Origin of the sequence: Enterobacter cloacae subsp. cloacae ATCC 13047 (assembly GCF_000025565.1) — a bacterium.
GTDB lineage: Bacteria > Pseudomonadota > Gammaproteobacteria > Enterobacterales > Enterobacteriaceae > Enterobacter > Enterobacter cloacae.
Genome location: NC_014121.1, coordinates 4,527,803 through 4,543,602, shown reverse-complemented (window position 1 = coordinate 4,543,602; position 15,800 = coordinate 4,527,803). Strand labels below are relative to the sequence as shown.

At 55.2% G+C, this 15,800-nt stretch carries 25 protein-coding genes; 23 read left to right on the top strand and 2 right to left on the bottom strand.

The window, feature by feature from the left end:
- The first annotated feature begins 49 nt into the window (after window positions 1-49).
- The 6 genes from ECL_RS22105 (at window position 50) to ECL_RS22085 (ending at window position 3,195) form a co-directional block, all read left to right on the top strand.
- Window positions 50-238: a hypothetical protein gene (locus ECL_RS22105; RefSeq protein WP_001154443.1), complete on the top strand. Its 189-nt coding sequence runs from the start codon at window positions 50-52 to the stop codon at window positions 236-238.
- A gap of 11 nt (window positions 239-249) precedes the next feature.
- Window positions 250-483, top strand: a complete 234-nt coding sequence (locus tag ECL_RS22100; RefSeq protein ID WP_001217561.1) for a DinI family protein — start codon at window positions 250-252, stop codon at window positions 481-483.
- A 95-nt stretch (window positions 484-578) separates the two neighbouring features.
- The gene (locus tag ECL_RS27530; RefSeq protein WP_013098802.1) at window positions 579-728 is read left to right on the top strand and encodes a hypothetical protein; all 150 of its coding nucleotides are present in this window, start codon (window positions 579-581) and stop codon (window positions 726-728) included.
- A 117-nt stretch (window positions 729-845) separates the two neighbouring features.
- Window positions 846-1,655 (top strand): TIGR04255 family protein, encoded by an 810-nt coding sequence (locus tag ECL_RS22095; protein ID WP_013098801.1) that lies wholly within the window; start codon window positions 846-848, stop codon window positions 1,653-1,655.
- 19 nt (window positions 1,656-1,674) lie between these two features.
- Window positions 1,675-2,337: a hypothetical protein gene (locus ECL_RS22090; RefSeq protein ID WP_013098800.1), complete on the top strand. Its 663-nt coding sequence runs from the start codon at window positions 1,675-1,677 to the stop codon at window positions 2,335-2,337.
- A gap of 9 nt (window positions 2,338-2,346) precedes the next feature.
- Window positions 2,347-3,195, top strand: a complete 849-nt coding sequence (locus ECL_RS22085) for a hypothetical protein (protein ID WP_013098799.1) — start codon at window positions 2,347-2,349, stop codon at window positions 3,193-3,195.
- A 37-nt stretch (window positions 3,196-3,232) separates the two neighbouring features.
- On the opposite strand, the gene ECL_RS22080 is transcribed toward ECL_RS22085, so the two are convergent.
- Both ECL_RS22080 and ECL_RS22075 read right to left on the bottom strand, forming a co-directional pair.
- Window positions 3,233-4,267, bottom strand: a complete 1,035-nt coding sequence (locus ECL_RS22080; RefSeq protein ID WP_013098798.1) for a phage portal protein — start codon at window positions 4,265-4,267, stop codon at window positions 3,233-3,235.
- Window positions 4,267-6,033 carry a terminase ATPase subunit family protein gene (locus ECL_RS22075; RefSeq protein WP_044157610.1) on the bottom strand — a complete coding sequence of 589 codons (1,767 nt, stop codon included), beginning with the start codon at window positions 6,031-6,033 and terminating at the stop codon, window positions 4,267-4,269. The genes ECL_RS22080 and ECL_RS22075 overlap by 1 nt, the downstream gene beginning before the upstream one ends.
- 142 nt (window positions 6,034-6,175) lie before the next feature.
- Here ECL_RS22075 and ECL_RS22070 point away from each other — a divergent pair, with 142 nt between their 5' ends.
- The 17 genes from ECL_RS22070 (at window position 6,176) to ECL_RS21995 (ending at window position 15,799) form a co-directional block, all read left to right on the top strand.
- Entirely contained in the window at window positions 6,176-7,009 is an 834-nt protein-coding gene (locus ECL_RS22070; RefSeq protein ID WP_013098796.1) for a GPO family capsid scaffolding protein, read from the top strand.
- A gap of 16 nt (window positions 7,010-7,025) precedes the next feature.
- Entirely contained in the window at window positions 7,026-8,087 is a 1,062-nt protein-coding gene (locus ECL_RS22065) for a phage major capsid protein, P2 family (protein WP_013098795.1), read from the top strand.
- Window positions 8,088-8,090: 3 nt separating this feature from the next.
- Window positions 8,091-8,741, top strand: a complete 651-nt coding sequence (gene gpM / locus ECL_RS22060) for a phage terminase small subunit (RefSeq protein ID WP_013098794.1) — start codon at window positions 8,091-8,093, stop codon at window positions 8,739-8,741.
- Between the two features lie 93 nt (window positions 8,742-8,834).
- The gene (locus tag ECL_RS22055; protein ID WP_010835209.1) at window positions 8,835-9,299 is read left to right on the top strand and encodes a head completion/stabilization protein; all 465 of its coding nucleotides are present in this window, start codon (window positions 8,835-8,837) and stop codon (window positions 9,297-9,299) included.
- A complete protein-coding gene (locus ECL_RS22050) occupies window positions 9,299-9,502 on the top strand; it encodes a tail protein X (protein ID WP_013098793.1) in 204 nt (67 codons plus the stop codon). Before ECL_RS22055 ends, ECL_RS22050 begins: the two co-directional genes overlap by 1 nt.
- Before the next feature lie 3 nt (window positions 9,503-9,505).
- Window positions 9,506-9,721, top strand: coding sequence for an HP1 family phage holin (locus ECL_RS22045; protein WP_000171565.1), 216 nt, complete (start codon window positions 9,506-9,508; stop codon window positions 9,719-9,721).
- Entirely contained in the window at window positions 9,702-10,211 is a 510-nt protein-coding gene (locus ECL_RS22040) for a lysozyme (protein ID WP_001069919.1), read from the top strand. The genes ECL_RS22045 and ECL_RS22040 overlap by 20 nt, the downstream gene beginning before the upstream one ends.
- 4 nt (window positions 10,212-10,215) lie before the next feature.
- Window positions 10,216-10,593, top strand: coding sequence for a DNZ54_00345 family protein (locus ECL_RS22035; protein ID WP_013098792.1), 378 nt, complete (start codon window positions 10,216-10,218; stop codon window positions 10,591-10,593).
- Window positions 10,590-11,018: an Rz-like lysis system protein LysB gene (gene lysB / locus ECL_RS22030; protein ID WP_164928070.1), complete on the top strand. Its 429-nt coding sequence runs from the start codon at window positions 10,590-10,592 to the stop codon at window positions 11,016-11,018. Before ECL_RS22035 ends, lysB begins: the two co-directional genes overlap by 4 nt.
- Entirely contained in the window at window positions 10,903-11,151 is a 249-nt protein-coding gene (gene lysC, locus ECL_RS27810) for an Rz1-like lysis system protein LysC (RefSeq protein WP_223151184.1), read from the top strand. Before lysB ends, lysC begins: the two co-directional genes overlap by 116 nt.
- Entirely contained in the window at window positions 11,114-11,545 is a 432-nt protein-coding gene (locus tag ECL_RS22025) for a phage tail protein (protein ID WP_013098790.1), read from the top strand. The genes lysC and ECL_RS22025 overlap by 38 nt, the downstream gene beginning before the upstream one ends.
- A complete protein-coding gene (locus tag ECL_RS22020) occupies window positions 11,538-11,984 on the top strand; it encodes a phage virion morphogenesis protein (protein WP_044157606.1) in 447 nt (148 codons plus the stop codon). Before ECL_RS22025 ends, ECL_RS22020 begins: the two co-directional genes overlap by 8 nt.
- Before the next feature lie 68 nt (window positions 11,985-12,052).
- Window positions 12,053-12,631, top strand: coding sequence for a phage baseplate assembly protein V (locus ECL_RS22015; RefSeq protein WP_013098788.1), 579 nt, complete (start codon window positions 12,053-12,055; stop codon window positions 12,629-12,631).
- Entirely contained in the window at window positions 12,628-12,987 is a 360-nt protein-coding gene (locus ECL_RS22010; RefSeq protein WP_013098787.1) for a GPW/gp25 family protein, read from the top strand. Before ECL_RS22015 ends, ECL_RS22010 begins: the two co-directional genes overlap by 4 nt.
- A complete protein-coding gene (locus ECL_RS22005) occupies window positions 12,974-13,882 on the top strand; it encodes a baseplate assembly protein (RefSeq protein ID WP_013098786.1) in 909 nt (302 codons plus the stop codon). Before ECL_RS22010 ends, ECL_RS22005 begins: the two co-directional genes overlap by 14 nt.
- A complete protein-coding gene (locus ECL_RS22000; protein ID WP_013098785.1) occupies window positions 13,875-14,480 on the top strand; it encodes a phage tail protein I in 606 nt (201 codons plus the stop codon). Before ECL_RS22005 ends, ECL_RS22000 begins: the two co-directional genes overlap by 8 nt.
- The gene (locus tag ECL_RS21995; RefSeq protein ID WP_013098784.1) at window positions 14,477-15,799 is read left to right on the top strand and encodes a phage tail protein; all 1,323 of its coding nucleotides are present in this window, start codon (window positions 14,477-14,479) and stop codon (window positions 15,797-15,799) included. Before ECL_RS22000 ends, ECL_RS21995 begins: the two co-directional genes overlap by 4 nt.
- The last annotated feature ends 1 nt before the right edge of the window (window position 15,800 follow it).

The window sequence follows — 15,800 nt, the reverse complement described above, 5'->3', positions numbered from 1 at the left end:
TGGATATATATACAGTATTTGTATGTCCGTGGTAGTGATAGGAGGGAAAATGCAGGATTATCTTTTGGAGTCGTTGAAGCTCCAGCGCATTGATTTTTTTATCAAGCTTGTAGCGGCTAGTGAGTGCAGCGACGAAGAAAAGCGACTGGCTATCCAGTGGGTGTCCGAACTGACCGACGAGTTGATGGCGAAAATCCGCAGCCATGAATACTGCCGGTCAATGGATGTAACCAGTTAAGGGGAATCTGTATGCGCATTGAAATAATGATCGATAAAGAGCAGAAGATTAGCCAGGCTACACTGGACGCCCTTGAATCCGAGCTTTACCGTAATTTGCGCCCTCTGTATCCCAAAACAGCAATTCGTATCCGTAAGGGCAGCGCCAACGGCGTTGAGCTGAGCGGGTTAAAACTGGATGAAGACAAAAAGCGAGTGATGGAAATAATGCAGCAGGTCTGGGAGGATGACAGCTGGTTACACTAGCGAACGTTGCGGACGATAAAACTGGTTTTTACCGTCCGCAAGGTTGAACAACGAGCCACGCGAGGCGTTAGTGCTGTTGTGCATGTCTATGCCGCATGAAATCGCATGATCGTTTGAGGATCGTTTTTGCTCAGGCCCGCCAGAACTGGCGGGCTTTTGCTTATGTCATGCAGGTGCATGAAAACCACTACACAAAGCGGGCAGGCGTGGCGGGGATACGAGCGCGCGCCGAAGCGATTATGTAAGAGTTTTGGCTATTGATGTCATAGTGAACTTAATGATGGAGAAAGTGTCAACCTATGTGTAAACTACAGTTAGTGAGATAGAGAGATATGAGATGAAACAACTTCAAGGAGGGCGGCATGAGAACTAACAGCGAACGTATGTCCAATGCGCCCGTTTACTACGCATTGGTGCAAGTAAAGTTTACTCCAGTAGCTGCAATGAGTAAGTATGTTCCAGACATACAAGATGCGCTAAGAGTTGAAGGATTTCCTTTATTTGAAGTTTCCAATACAACTCAGCTGAAATTTGAAATGAAAAACCCCAATGAGCCACCGGTACATTCATTTGAGCCTGTGACAAGTTGGTTGATGATTGATGCAGATAGAAGGTCTGGTTTTGTTTTAGGCAACGATTTCATTACGTTCCATACAACAGATTATGATAATCATGTACCTTTCATCTCGTCATTAATACTTGGTCTGAGCAAAGTTCTTGAATTTGCTAAGCCATCGTTGGTAAGCCGGATTGGTCTTCGATATTTGGATGCTGTGTTTCCTGAGAAAAGCGAAACAATTGAGCAGTATCTTGTAAAGGAACTTCATGGTGTTGATTTTGGATGGACGCCAATACAGTCCATACAAGAGTCTGTATATCAGACATGTGTTGAGCCATTGATCTCTAATGGATTTATGGTTTCACGCATACATAAGATGAATGGTCAACTAGGTTTTCCGCCAGATATGATTCCTAATGGTTTACTGCCGCTGCCGAGATTTAGTAACACAGAGCATCGTATGCACGCAATAATTGATACAGATCATTATGTTGAAGGCAACATGTCAACTGATTTGCAGTTAATTGAAAAACAGATTCTTTCGTTGCATAGTAAAGTTAAAGAAGCATTTGAAGGCATGGTTTCAGATTTTGCCCGTGCTAGATGGCACTGAAACAACGGAGGTGACTAAAATGTATGCAATTCCTACTGGAAGCATAGGCTCCGTAGATCGGTATACTCCAGATTCGCAGTCAAGCTCATGTGTATCAGGTGTTGTTGCTGTCGCCGCATCTTTACTATTAGTTGGTACGGGGGCTTCATACCCTGTAAATGCTTATAAGCAATGGCGTCAGTATGTTCAGCCAAGGGTTCAGTTTGCATTTGATTCCTTAGAGTCAACGTACACGCCTGCAATTTCTCCTGAGGTTGATGTCAGGAATGTTGCCCAACATTTGGCTAATATTCGAGAAGTGCTGTCTCCATCAATGTCAGAACTGGCTAAGGATTTGGGGATAACTCGGCAGGCTCTCTATAAATGGTTGTCAGGGGAGAACCAGCCTGATGATGCTTCAAAAGTCCAATTCATTACCAACCTCAGTAATGTTGCTGACTCTTTTTCCAAAGCTGGACTCAATGATGCGAAGCTATTGGTGAAAATGAAAGCATTCAATGGTAGGTCATTGATGGACTTAGTAAAAGAAGGTGAGGATTGGAACAAGCCAGTTCAGGTACTGATTGATGAAGCTAAAGCGATGAATGCAGCTGCTGAATCGGCCAATTACTTAGCAAGCAAGGCGAAACCGACAGATGATTGGAAGTCATCTATTTCAATTCCTGGAACAGTAGAGGAATAAATCACATTTATGTTGGTACGAGGAACATCATGGCGTCAGGGGCATGTTCTTAAACATGATGATGCCGTTTCACTTGGACTTCTGAAGCCTGATGAAACGAACCATAAAGTTGTAGTTATAACGCATGATTGTGATTTACAGAGTAATTCTGAAAAAAACGTGGAACTGATGTTTGGCCCCTTGAAAAAGGGGTCAAGCAAGATGAAAAGAGCTAAGCATCCGAGAATCCTCGATCTATGCTTTGAAAACCCAGAAAGTGCTAAGAAGAACGCAGTAGAGCTTCGGCATGAAAGAAAAGTCATCATTTCTAAAGAAGCTTTCCGTTGTGAGGAAAACGATCCGGCATTCTCCATTAGCACAGAAGAGAAACAAGCTCTTAAGCAATGGTTAGCAGCTAAGTATGGTCGTCCAGCGTTTCCTAACTCGTTTGAAGAGCGCTTGCGGGCTTACGACGAGGATAAAAAGTTTATTTTCGAAAAAGAAGTTGCGGACATTATCGCCACAAACGCAGAGCATTTGATCGGAGTTTTTTTCGATTTGGGCGAAGAAAGATTTAACGATCTTGAGGAAGGCATACCATATGAGCTTTCTATCAATGTTGTTTATGATGCAACTGAAGGTGGCCCCGATGCCAGAGGGGCGGCTGAACAAACCTGTTCTGATCTAAAGGCATTGTTTTATAAGTTTTATGGTGATCCAATCTTGGGACATTCAGAGCTTATAGAATTGAATACGTGCATTGCTGTTGCCGATACTCATTTCTCCCTGTATGCATTGAGGCGGATGGATCAATGGAGGGTGGAATACATCAGCCTTGAAGAAGATTCATATGGCGATTTCATTGGTGCCGGTGTTTAAACTGGCTGTTTCGACAGCCAGTTTAAACAGGCTTTAATCAAGCATCGCCTAATTTATATTCGTCAAAACGAATAATTTCGTCATTAAGCCATTCATTTAATTCCATTAATCTTTTTTGAAGTGGAATCAATTCATTACGAACGAATACTCGACTAGCTTTTTCCACGTCTCCAAACCCACCAACGTTGCTCGGCATAATTCCCATCATCTGCGGTGGCACGCGGTGCGCTGCCATCATGTCATCGCGGCTAACGTTCTTGATGTTGAGAAACTCATCCTTTGCCGCAACTTCCGACAACGGGATGATCTGGATGCCGTCTTTTTTACCATTGGGCGAGTACATAAACAGGTTGCGGAAGTTGCCTGGCCCTTTGGCGCTTTTCATTGCCTGGCGGATATTGTTAACGTCCTCCTGATTCTGTGCTGCATCGGTCATATACATGATGAAACCCGCATGGCTGCCGTTGATGTAATACTTCCGGCGGAACAGTGTTGCGGACTCGTTGAGCAGGGTTGACGGGATGGCGGAGAGATATCCGGGCAGCCCGTAAATCTCTTGATTAATATCCGGCTCCAGCAGATGAAAGATGTTGCCCTGCGTAAATTCATAGGGCTGCGTGGTCATGCCATACTGCACAAACCAGTAGGTGTCGAGGTCCACGCCGCGCCGTGTATACTTCGCCAGTGCTGGCTCCAGCGAGAGAACGCCGCCGAGCCGGTTTGTGCGCTTTTCCAGATAGGCGTTACCGAACACCAGATAGTCCTGGACGAAACGGGCAAAAGCCTGCTGGCTGAGCAGGCGGTGAGGAATGTAGGTACTGCTGAGAATGTCACGCTTAACGGCAATCGGTGAGCTGTGATGCACGGCGGCGCGATAGGTCCGCGCCAGTCCGTCAAAGCTCACTGGCGGCTCATACCAGCGGTCCATCTGCACGCATTCCACATAGTCCAGCAATTCCCGGCGGTCCAGCACGGGTATCGGGTCGCCAAAGCTGAAAGCTTCTGCAGACATGCCGCTGCTCTGTTGAACGCTCTGATTAGCTGCAGCGCGGTTCTTCTTACTCTTTCCCATCAGAAAATCTCCACAATATTGCTGGTATTGGCGGCTTCGCCCTGCAGCGGTTCGTTAAACAGTGCGTGCATCGTTGCCCAGGCCAAATCTGCGTGGCTGGCTTCTTCGCTGCGGCTGGCTTCATAGGTTGGGCGGTTGCCGCTGGCGGTTGTGGCCCGGCGGATAGCCATAAAGGACTGCGCAATGTCGGTATGCCCGGCGTCGAACTCCAGACGCCGGTGGCTGATAATGTCGTATGCCTTGAGCACCAGGGCGTTTTTGACGTTGGGGTTGTAGACAAACTCCCGCACCGCAGGAAAGAACGCTTTCACGTTCTCGTAGACACCGTGACCGACACCGGTCGAATCGATGCCGATATAGGTCACGTTGTACTGCTGCGTCAGCTTTTTGATGGCGTCAGCCTGGGCGCGGAAGTCCATCCCGCGCCACTGGTGCCGCTCAAGAATGCGGAACTTGCCGCCCGGTACGGCTGGCGGTGCCACCACCACGCACCCGGCACTGTCACCGTTCTGCGTGCCTTTCGCCGGGTCGTATCCGATCCAGACTTCGCGCCAGCCAAACGGGCGGAGCGCCAGCGCCTGAAAATCTGCCCACACTTCCCAGCTGTCCACCATGCACGCCTGCAGCTCGCTGAGCGGGAACACTGACGCCAGATCGTCAATAAATTCGCACATCAGCAGGTTCTGGTATTCGTCCGGGCTGTACTCCATGCGCAGCTGGTCCAGGTCGAACAGATTACAGCCGCCGCGCACCGCATCCTCCACGGTGACGATCTGGCGATACTGTCCGTCCGGGCAGAGCACGCCGCGCGCAAGGTTGCCGTGGGTCAGGTCAATATCCACCTTGTCCGCTTTGGCACGGCCCCTGTTGAACAGCGCGCCGGACCAGAACGGATAGGCACTGTGGGTCAGGCTGGACGGCGTGGAGAAGTAGGTTTGTCGCCATTTCTTGTGAATGGCCATGCCGGAGGCAACCTTGCGCAGCTCCTGGAATTTCGGTATCCAGAAATATTCATCAAGGTACAGGTTGCCGTGGTAGCTCTGCGCCGTGCGGGCGTTGGTGCCGAGGAAGTACAGGCACGCGCCGTTGCTGAGCGTCATCGGGTCGCCTTTCAGCTCAACATCCACCTCTTTTGCAAAGTCGATGATGTACTGCTTAAAAACGTGTGCCTGCGCCTTACTGGCTGAGAGAAAAATCTGGTTGCGCCCCGTGGTGATGGCGTCAATCAGCGCCTCACGGGCAAAAAAGTATGTTGCCCCGATCTGGCGTGATTTAAGCAGGTTGCGAATGCGGTGTTTTACGCCCGCCTGCCACCAGTGGCGCTGATATTCAAACATGCCGTTGCGGAAGATTTCTTCCAGTTTTTCGGTCTGTTCATCAGTGAAAACATTCTTTTCGGGCTGGCGGCGTGGCCCTTTGTTACGGTTGGCAACTTTCGGGTTTAAGTCTGCTTCGTTCCCGCCATCGTTAAATTTACCGATCCGGGCGTGGCGCTCTGACTGACGCGCCAGCAGGTCAATTTCCTTGAAGTCTTTCCCTTCTTTCTGCTCCTTCATAATGAGCTGGCAGTAACGTGCGGCGGTGGTGAGCTGCATCTGATCCAGCGGCCCATAGTCGCCCCATTTGTCGCGCTTCTTCCAGCTGTGAACGGTTGCAACTTTCTCGCCCAGCATTTCAGCAATGCGGGCTACGCGGTATCCCTGAAAGTACAGCAGCATGGCCTGCCGACGGGGATCGAGGTCTGCGGGGGTTAGTGTCGTGTTCATGGCCCAAACATACGGCCTTGCCTGACGGCTTTCCCCGGCTGCGGTTTGTGTGGTTTACCGTACAAGTGCCGCGCGTTGTTTCACTCCCCCCATCACCGCAAACATAAGGCTCCAGTAAGTTTTTTCTAACGGAGCACGGCTCATGACAGTGAAAGCAAAGCGTTTCCGTATCGGGGTGGAAGGTGCCACCACTGACGGGCGCGAAATCCAGCGTGAATGGCTGGTACAGATGGCTGCCAGCTACAACCAGACGGTCTATACCGCGCTGATTAACCTTGAGCACATCAAGTCTTATCTGCCGGACAGCACCTTTAACCGCTACGGCAGGGTGACGGGGCTGGTTGCAGAAGAAATCAAGGACGGGCCGCTGGCGGGCAAGATGGCGCTTTATGCCGATATCGAACCCACGGACGCCCTGGTGGAACTGGTAAAGAAAGGCCAGAAGCTTTTCACCTCCATGGAGGTCAGCACGAAGTTTGCCGACACCGGCAAAGCCTACCTTGTGGGGCTGGGTGCGACGGACGATCCGGCGAGCCTTGGCACCGAAATGCTGGCATTCAGCGCCAGCGCCGCGCATAACCCGCTGGCGAACCGTAAGCAGAACCCTGAAAACCTGTTTTCGGAAGCGGTTGAAACGCTGATTGAACTGGAAGAAGCCCAGGACGAAAAGCCGTCCATCTTTGCCCGCGTCACCGCGCTGTTCACCAAAAAAGAGCAGACCGATGAGGCGTGTTTCTCCGATGTGCATAAAGCCGTGGAACTGGTCGCCACCGAGCAGCAGAACCTGAGCGAACGCACTGATAAATCCCTGTCCGAACAGGACAAGCGCCTTTCTGAGCTGGAGTCCTCCCTGCAGGAGCAGCAGGCCGCCTTTGCCGAGCTTGAGAAAAAGCTGAGCAGCGAAGACAGCCGTAAAGACTACCGCCAGCGCGCGCCGGGCGGTGACGCACCGGCAGGCACCCTGACCAATTGCTGATGGAGCATAAAACCCGATGAAAAAGAAAACCCGCTTTGCCTTTAACGCTTACCTGCAGCAGCTGGCGCGCCTGAACGGTGTGGAGATTGAAGAACTCTCCAGTAAGTTCACCGTAGAGCCGTCCGTGCAGCAGACGCTGGAAGACCAGATCCAGCAGTCCGCCGCTTTCCTGACGCTGATTAACATCACGCCGGTCACTGAGCAGTCCGGTCAGTTGCTGGGGCTGGGCGTTGGCAGCACCATTGCCGGAACCACCGATACCACCACCAAAGAGCGCGAGCCTACCGATCCGACGCTGATGGAAGACGTGGAATACAAATGCGAGCAGACCAACTTTGATACGGTGCTGACCTACGCAAAACTGGACCTGTGGGCGAAATTCCAGGACTTCCAGGTGCGTATCCGCAACGCCATCGTCAAGCGTCAGGCGCTGGACCGCATCATGATCGGCTTTAACGGCGTGAAGCGCGCCAAAACGTCCAATCGTGCTGAAAACCCGCTGCTGCAGGACGTCAATAAAGGCTGGCTGCAGAAAATCCGCGAAGACGCGCCGGATCACGTCATGGGCAGCACCACGAAAGACGGTGCAACGACTGCAGGCGCGGTCAAGGTGGGCAAGGGCGGCGACTATGCCAACCTGGACGCCGTGGTGATGGATGCCGTCAACGAGCTGATCGACGCGGTTTATCAGGATGATGACGATCTGGTTGTCGTCTGCGGACGTGAACTGCTGTCTGACAAGTATTTCCCGCTGGTCAACAAAGAGCAGGACAACAGCGAGAAAATCGCCGCCGATCTGATCATCAGCCAGAAACGTATGGGCGGCTTGCAGGCTGTGCGCGCGCCTTATTTCCCGGCAAATGCCCTGCTGATCACCCGTCTGGATAACCTGTCCATCTACTGGCAGGAAGATACCCGCCGCCGTTCTGTTATCGACAACCCGAAACGTGACCGGATTGAAAACTTTGAATCCGTCAACGAGGCGTATGTGGTCGAGGACTACCGCTGTGCGGCGCTGGTTGAAAACATTGAAATCGGTGATTTCAGCGCACCTGCCGCACCGGAAGGTGGGGAATAACGTATGAGCCTGAGTCCCGCACGGCAGCACCGCCTGCGCATTCAGGCCGAACAGGCCGCCCGTGAGGGCGGCAGTGTTCGCCATGCGTCGGGCTATGACCTGATGCTGCTGCAGCTGGCAGAAGACCGTCGCCGCCTCAAGGGCGTCCAGTCCACGGTGAAAAAGGCGGAAATCAAGGTGGAGCTGCTGCCGAAATATTCCGCCTGGGCGGAGGGCGTGCTGGCTGCCGGAGGTACGCAGCAGGATGACGTGCTGATGTACGTGATGCTGTGGCGTATCGACGCCGGTGATTATGCCGGTGCGCTGGAAATCGGGCGTCATGCGCTGCGCCATGGCTGGGTAATGCCGCTGGGCAACCGTAACGTGCAGACCGTGCTGGCAGAAGAAATGGCAGACGCGGCGCAAAGCGCTCTGCTGGCCGCAGCCGGTTTTGATGCCGATCTGCTTTTGCAGACGCTGGACCTGACAACCGATCTGGATATGCCGGACCAGTCGCGGGCGCGTCTGCATAAAGCCATCGGCGCTGTACTGAGCGAAAGCAACCCGGCATCAGCTTTGAATCACCTTACCCATGCGCTGCAGCTCGATCCCCGCTGTGGCGTTAAAAAAGAAAAGCAGCAGCTGGAGCGCAGACTGCGCAATGACAGCCGCTAAAGAACGTGCCCAGCGCACGGGCGGCACGGGGTGGCGAAAGGCACTGCCACATCAAAACCCCGTCCACCGCCCACTTATTCAGGAGAAAGCCGCATGAAGTTTGTTGCGCCCGAACAGGCACCGGAACAGGCGGAGGTCATCAAAAATACGCCGTTCTGGCCTGATGTGGACCTGTCGGAATTTCGCAGTGTGATGCGCACTGATGGCACGGTGACGCAGCCGCGTTTAAAGCAGGTCGTGCTGACGGCGATCTCTGAAGTTAACGCTGAGCTGTACGACTTCCGCAACCGTCAGCAGATGCTGGGCTGGCGGACACTTGCTGAGGTTCCCGCAGAAATGCTGGACGGCAAAAGCGAGCGTATCCGGCACTACCACAACGCTGTTTTTTGCTGGGCGCGCGCTGTGCTCAATGAGCGTTATCAGGACTATGACGCCACGGCGTCAGGTGTGAAGCGAGGGGAGGAGCTGGCGGAGGCCAGCGGCGATCTGTGGCGTGATGCCCGCTGGGCTATCAGCCGGGTGCAGGATGCACCGCACTGTACGGTGGAGCTTATCTGATGAAAGTGCGTGCGCATCAGTATGACACGGTGGACGCGCTTTGCTGGCGTCATTACGGGCACACGCAGGGTGTCACTGAGCAGGTTCTGCAGGCAAATCCGGGGCTGGCTGAGTACGGCCCATTTTTACCGCACGGGCTGCAGGTGGAGCTGCCGGACATTACGGCGTCAACCACGGCGCAGACCGTCCAGCTATGGGACTGAATTATGACGCTTGAACGAATCAGCGCCTTTATCACTTACTGCATCGCCGTGCTGCTGGCATGGCTGGGCGATCTGTCGCTCAAGGATGCGTCAACGGTTGGCGGCGTACTGATTGGTGTACTGATGCTGGCTATCAACTGGTACTACAAACACCAGTCTTTCAAATTGTTACGTGGCGGCAAAATTTCGCGGGGGGAATATGAATCCTTCAATCGTTAAGCGCTGCCTTGTCGGGGCGGTGCTGGCTATCGCCGCCACGCTGCCCGGCTTCCAGTCGCTTCATACCTCCGTTGAGGGGCTGAAACTGATCGCCGATTACGAGGGATGCCGCCTGCAGCCTTATCAGTGCAGCGCGGGCGTATGGACCGACGGGATCGGCAATACATCTGGTGTGGTGCCGGGCAAAACCATCACGGAACGGCAGGCGGCGCAGGGACTTATCACCAATGTGCTGCGCGTAGAGAGGGCGCTGGATAAATGTGTGGTGCAGCCGATGCCGCAAAAGGTCTATGACGCGGTGGTGTCGTTTGCTTTCAACGTGGGCACTGGCAACGCCTGCAGCTCCACGCTGGTTAAGTTGCTGAACCAGCGGCGCTGGGCGGATGCCTGCCATCAGCTGCCGCGCTGGGTATATGTCAAAGGTGTTTTTAATCAGGGGCTGGACAACCGCCGCGCGCGGGAAATGGCCTGGTGCTTAAAAGGAGCATAACGGAATGAAAAAGAAAGTCATGAGCGTTTTTTTCCAGCTGGCATGGACTGCGCTGTTGGTTATCAGCCTGCTGTATCCGCGCAGTGGTGCGCCGGTTCTGGTTGGTGCGTCTGTCTGGGTGTCATGCTTCCTCGCCTGGCTGCTTGCTGCGCTGTGCGCTGTCGGGTGGTTCGCCGGAGATCGGGCGCGCGATGAGGTCAGGGCGGCATTGCTGAAATTCAGGGCGCACCCTGTAAAACCCGTGCGTACATGGATAATCAGGCTGCTTATTGTTCTGTGCCTGGCGTTTTCGGGATGGGTGATCACCCTGGTGTTTTACCTGCTGACGCTGGTTCTGTATCAGATTGCCCGCGCGCAGCTTCATGAGCCGATGGCGGCCTGATGCGTGCGCTGGCGGTAGTGCTGGCGCTGGCACTTGCGGCGCTGGGCTGGCAGTCGTGGCGGCTTAACAATGCCAGCCACACCATCGAGACGCAGGGCGCGGCTCTGAAAAGCAAAACGCAGGAGCTGACGAAGAAAAACAGCCAGCTGATCGGCCTGTCCATTCTGACTGAAACCAACAGCCGGGAGCAGACGCGGCTTTATGCGGCAGCGGAACAGACCACCGCACTACTGCGCAGCCGCCAGCACCGGATCGAGGAACTGAAACGTGAAAACGAGGATTTGCGCCGCTGGGCTGATACTCCTTTGCCTGCTGACATTATCCGGCTGCGGGAGCGTCCGGCCCTCGCCGGAGGTGCAGCTTACCGTGAGTGGCTGTCCCAGAGTGACGCAGTGCCGCCTGGAAAGGTCAGCGCCGCGCAGTAACGGCGATCTGAATGCGGTGCTGGATGAAACCGAGGCCGCCTGGGCGGTCTGTGCTGACAAAGTGGACACGATTATTGCGTGTCAGGAGCGAGACAGTGAACAAACCGCAGTCCTTACGCAGCGCCCTGAATAAAGCGGTTGCCTATGTCCGGGACAACCCGGACAAGCTGCACCTTTTCGTTGATAACGGCTCACTGGTGGCAACCGGTGCCAGCTCCATGTCATGGGAGTACCGCTACACCCTGAATGTGGTGATCGAAGATTTCAGCGGCGACCAGAATCTGCTGATGGCTCCTGTGCTGCTGTGGCTAAGTGACAACCAGCCGGATGCTATCAATAACCCGGAGCTGCGCGAAAAACTGTTCACCTTTGAAGTAGATATTCTGCGCAACGATGTGTGCGATATCAGCCTGAACCTGCAGCTGACGGAGCGCGTGCTGGTCAGCACTGACGGCAGCGTGTCGAGCGTTGAAGCGGTGCCGGAGCCGGACGAACCCGAAGAAATGTGGACGGTGAAACGTGGATGAACTGCAGAGGATGGATGACTGGCTGACGGCGCTACTGGCGAATCTGGAGCCTGCCGCGCGCAGCCGTATGATGCGGCAACTGGCGCAACAGCTGCGCCGGACGCAGCAGCAGAACATCAGGCTGCAGCGTAATCCTGACGGCAGCGGCTATGAGCCGCGCCGGGTGACTGCCCGCAGCAAGAAGGGACGCATCAAACGCCAGATGTTTGCAAAGCTTCGCACCACAAAATACCTGAAAACCACCGCCAATGCGGACTCCGCCAGCGTGCAGTTTGATGGCAAGGTGCAGCGCATTGCCCGTGTTCACCATTACGGCCTGCGGGATCGCGTCAGTCGAAAAGGCCCGGAGGTCCGCTACGCAGAGCGCCGCCTGTTGGGCGTGAATGATGAGGTGGAAACCATCACCCGTGACACTCTGCTGCGCTGGCTGGCGGGGTGATTTTTGTGCCACCGCTGGCACAAGCGCCCGCGCTGCCTCCCTTTTCCCTCTGATGGCAACCTTTCGTTATGAATGCACAACTGACCGAAATCATGCGCCTTATCACCAACCTGATCCGCACCGGCACCGTGACCGAAGTGGACCGGGAAAACTGGCTGTGCCGGGTGAGAGTGGGCGAGCTTGAAACCAACTGGATTAACTGGCTGACGCTGCGTGCAGGTGGTGCCCGTACATGGTGGTGTCCGTCGCCGGATGAGCAGGTGGTGGTGCTGAGCATGGGCGGCAATCTGGAAACTGCTTTTGCGTTGCCTGCCATCTACTCCAATCAGTTTGCGCCGCCGTCGGATTCCGTGGACGGTTGCGTGACGGAGTACCCGGACGGGGGCTGGTTTGAGTATGAACCCGCCACCGGGCGGTGGCATGTCCGGGGCATCAAATCCATGGTGATCGAGGCGGCGGACAATATCACTCTCAAAACCGGTGAGTTTGTGGTGGAGGCTGACACCACGCGCATTAACAGCGAGATGGTGATCAATGGCGGCGTCACCCAGGGCGGCGGCGCGATGAGTTCCAACGGGATCGTGGTGGATAAACACGGTCACACCGGCGTTAAGTCCGGCGGCGATACGTCAGGAGGACCGGTATGACGCTGTATATCGGCATGAGCCAGGGTAACGGCAAGGCCATTACTGATACTGACCATCTGCGCCAGTCAGTGCGGGATATTCTGCTGACCCCACAGGGCAGCCGGATTGCCCGTCGGGAATATGGTTCCCTGCTGTCCGCCCTGATTGACCAGCCGCAGAATCCGGCGCTACGCCTGCAGGTCATGTCTGCGGTCTATGTGGCCCTGAGTCGCTGGGAGCCACGGCTTACGCTGGATTCCATCACCATCAGCAGCAATTTTGACGGTTCCATGGTGGTTGAACTTACCGGGCAGCGCAATAACGGCGAGCCGGTTTCCCTTTCCGTATCAACAGGAGCAGACAATGGCAGTGATTGACCTTTCCCAGCTGCCCGCGCCGCAGATAGTGGACGTGCCGGATTTTGAGACGCTGCTGGCTGAGCGCAAGGCCGCTTTTGTGGCCCTTTATCCGGCGGATGAGCAGGACGCGGTGCGGCGCACGCTGGCGCTGGAATCTGAACCCGTCACCAAGCTGCTGCAGGAAAGCACCTACCGCGAAATCCTTTTGCGCCAGCGTATTAACGAGGCCGCGCAGGCGGTCATGGTGGCGTATGCCATCGGCGGCGATCTCGATCAGTTGGCAGCCAACTACAACGTGAAACGCCTGACGGTAACGCCTGCTGACAATGACGCGGTGCCGCCGGTTGCTGCTGTCATGGAAAGCGATGAGGCGCTGCGCCTGCGTGTTCCGGCTGCGTTTGAAGGATTGTCCGTTGCAGGACCGACGGCGGCCTATGAGTTTCACGCCAAAAGCGCGGACGGGCGCGTAGCAGATGCCAGCGCAACCAGCCCAGCACCGGCGGAGGTGGTGCTTACCGTACTGAGCCGTGAAGGTGACGGTACGGCAGAGGCTGATCTGCTGTCAGTGGTGGAGCAGGCGCTTAACAGCGAGAACGTGCGCCCGGTAGCAGACCGCCTGACGGTGCGCAGCGCCGAAATTATCCCGTACAGCGTGTATGCGACGATTTTTCTTTATCCGGGACCGGAAGCTGAGCCGGTGATGGCGGCGGCAAAAGCCAGCCTGCAGAAGTACATCGCCAGTCAGACGCGGCTGGGGCGCGATATTCGCCGCAGCGCCATTTATGCCGCGCTGCACGTTGAGGGCGTCCAGCGTGTGGAGCTGGCCTCTCCGCTGGATGATGTGGTGCTGGATAAGACGCAGGCGGCGTCCTGTACGGAATGGAGCGTGACCAACGGGGGCACGGATGAATAGCCTGCTGCCGCCCGGTTCATCGCCGCTTGAGCGCCGACTGGCGCAGACCTGCAGCGGCATTTCCGATCTGCAGGTGCCGCTGCGCGACTTGTGGAACCCGGCAACGTGTCCGGTCAGCTTTCTGCCGTATCTGGCGTGGGCGTTTTCCGTTGACCGCTGGGATGAAAGCTGGACGGAAAGCGTCAAGCGCCGCGTGGTGCAGGACGCTTTCTATATCCATCAGCACAAGGGGACAACCAGCGCCGTGCGGCGCGTGGTGGAGCCGTTCGGCTTCCTGATCCGCATCATTGAGTGGTGGCAGACCGGCGAGACGCCGGGGACGTTTCGCCTGGATATTGGCGTGCAGGACCAGGGCATAACGGAAGAAACCTATCTGGAACTGGAGCGCCTGATCGGTGACGCCAAGCCGTGCAGCCGCCATCTGATCGGCATGTCCATCAACCTGCAGACCAGCGGCCCCTATTTTGTGGGCGCAGCCACCTACAGCGGCGAAGAAATCACGATCTACCCGTATATCAACGAAACCATTATTTCCGGCGGCACCGCCTACGAGGGCGGGGCGGTCCATGTTATTGACACAATGAGAGTGAATCCATGAGCGCAAAATTTTATACCCTGCTGACGGATATCGGCGCGGCGAAACTGGCAAGCGCCGCCGCGCTCGGTGTCCCGCTGAAAATTACCCAGATGGCGGTGGGCGACGGTGGCGGCGTCCTGCCGACTCCAAGCGCACAGCAGACAGCGCTGGTTGCTGAAAAACGCCGCGCTTCCCTCAATATGCTGTACATCGATCCGCAGAACAGTAGCCAGATTATTGCTGAGCAGGTGATCCCCGAAACTGAGGGCGGTTGGTGGATTCGTGAGGTCGGTCTGTTCGATGATGCCGGCGCACTGATTGCCGTGGGCAACTGCCCGGAGAGCTACAAGCCGCAGCTGGCGGAGGGGAGCGGGCGCACGCAGACCGTGCGCATGGTGCTGATTACCAGCAGTACCGATAATATCACCCTGAAAATTGACCCGGCAGTGGTGCTGGCAACCCGCAAATACGTGGATGACAAGGTGCTGGAGCTTAAGGTGTATGTGGATGATCTGATGGCGAAGCATATCGCCGCCGCTGATCCGCACACGCAGTACGCGCCGAAAGAAAGCCCGACGCTGACAGGCACGCCAAAAGCGCCCACTGCGCCAGCCGGAACCAATACCACGCAGATTGCCAGCACAGCGTTTGTGCAGGCTGTGGTCACTGCGCTAAATAACGCGCTGGCGCTTAAGGCCCCGCTGGCAAGTCCGGCTCTGACCGGAACGCCAACGGCACCAACTGCTGCGCAGACAGTCAACAATACCCAGATTGCCACCACGGCATTTGTGAAATCAGCTATTGCTGCACTGGTGGCATCATCCCCGGCGGCGCTGGACACGCTGAATGAACTGGCGGCTGCGTTGGGTAACGATCCGAATTTTGCCACCACCATGACAAACGCGCTTGCCGGTAAGCAACCACTGGACAGCACGCTGACAGCCCTTTCCGGGAAAACAGCGAGTGATATTCTTGCATATCTCGGTATGTCAGATGCTTCCAAGCGTAACGGTATAACCGGTGCGTTATCAGGTAGTGGTTATATCAAAATACCTGTATTGATCGGTTCTGTTGAACGCGTTTTCATCATCCAGTGGGGCACTGTTTCTAATGGTGGCTCTGGGATATCCGGTAGTACAACGTTTCCAGTCGTTTTCCCGTCGGCATGTCTGGGCGGATCATTTGGGCCGCTTGATACTGAAAACGGTGGCTTCAGTGTTTCGTTTAATCAGCGTACAAATTCAGGGTTCACTGCAGTATTTCGTGACGTGTCGAATTCACCTTATCCGCACGTTCCGAACCGGCTACAGACAACTGTCTATCTTGTATATGGGTACTAAC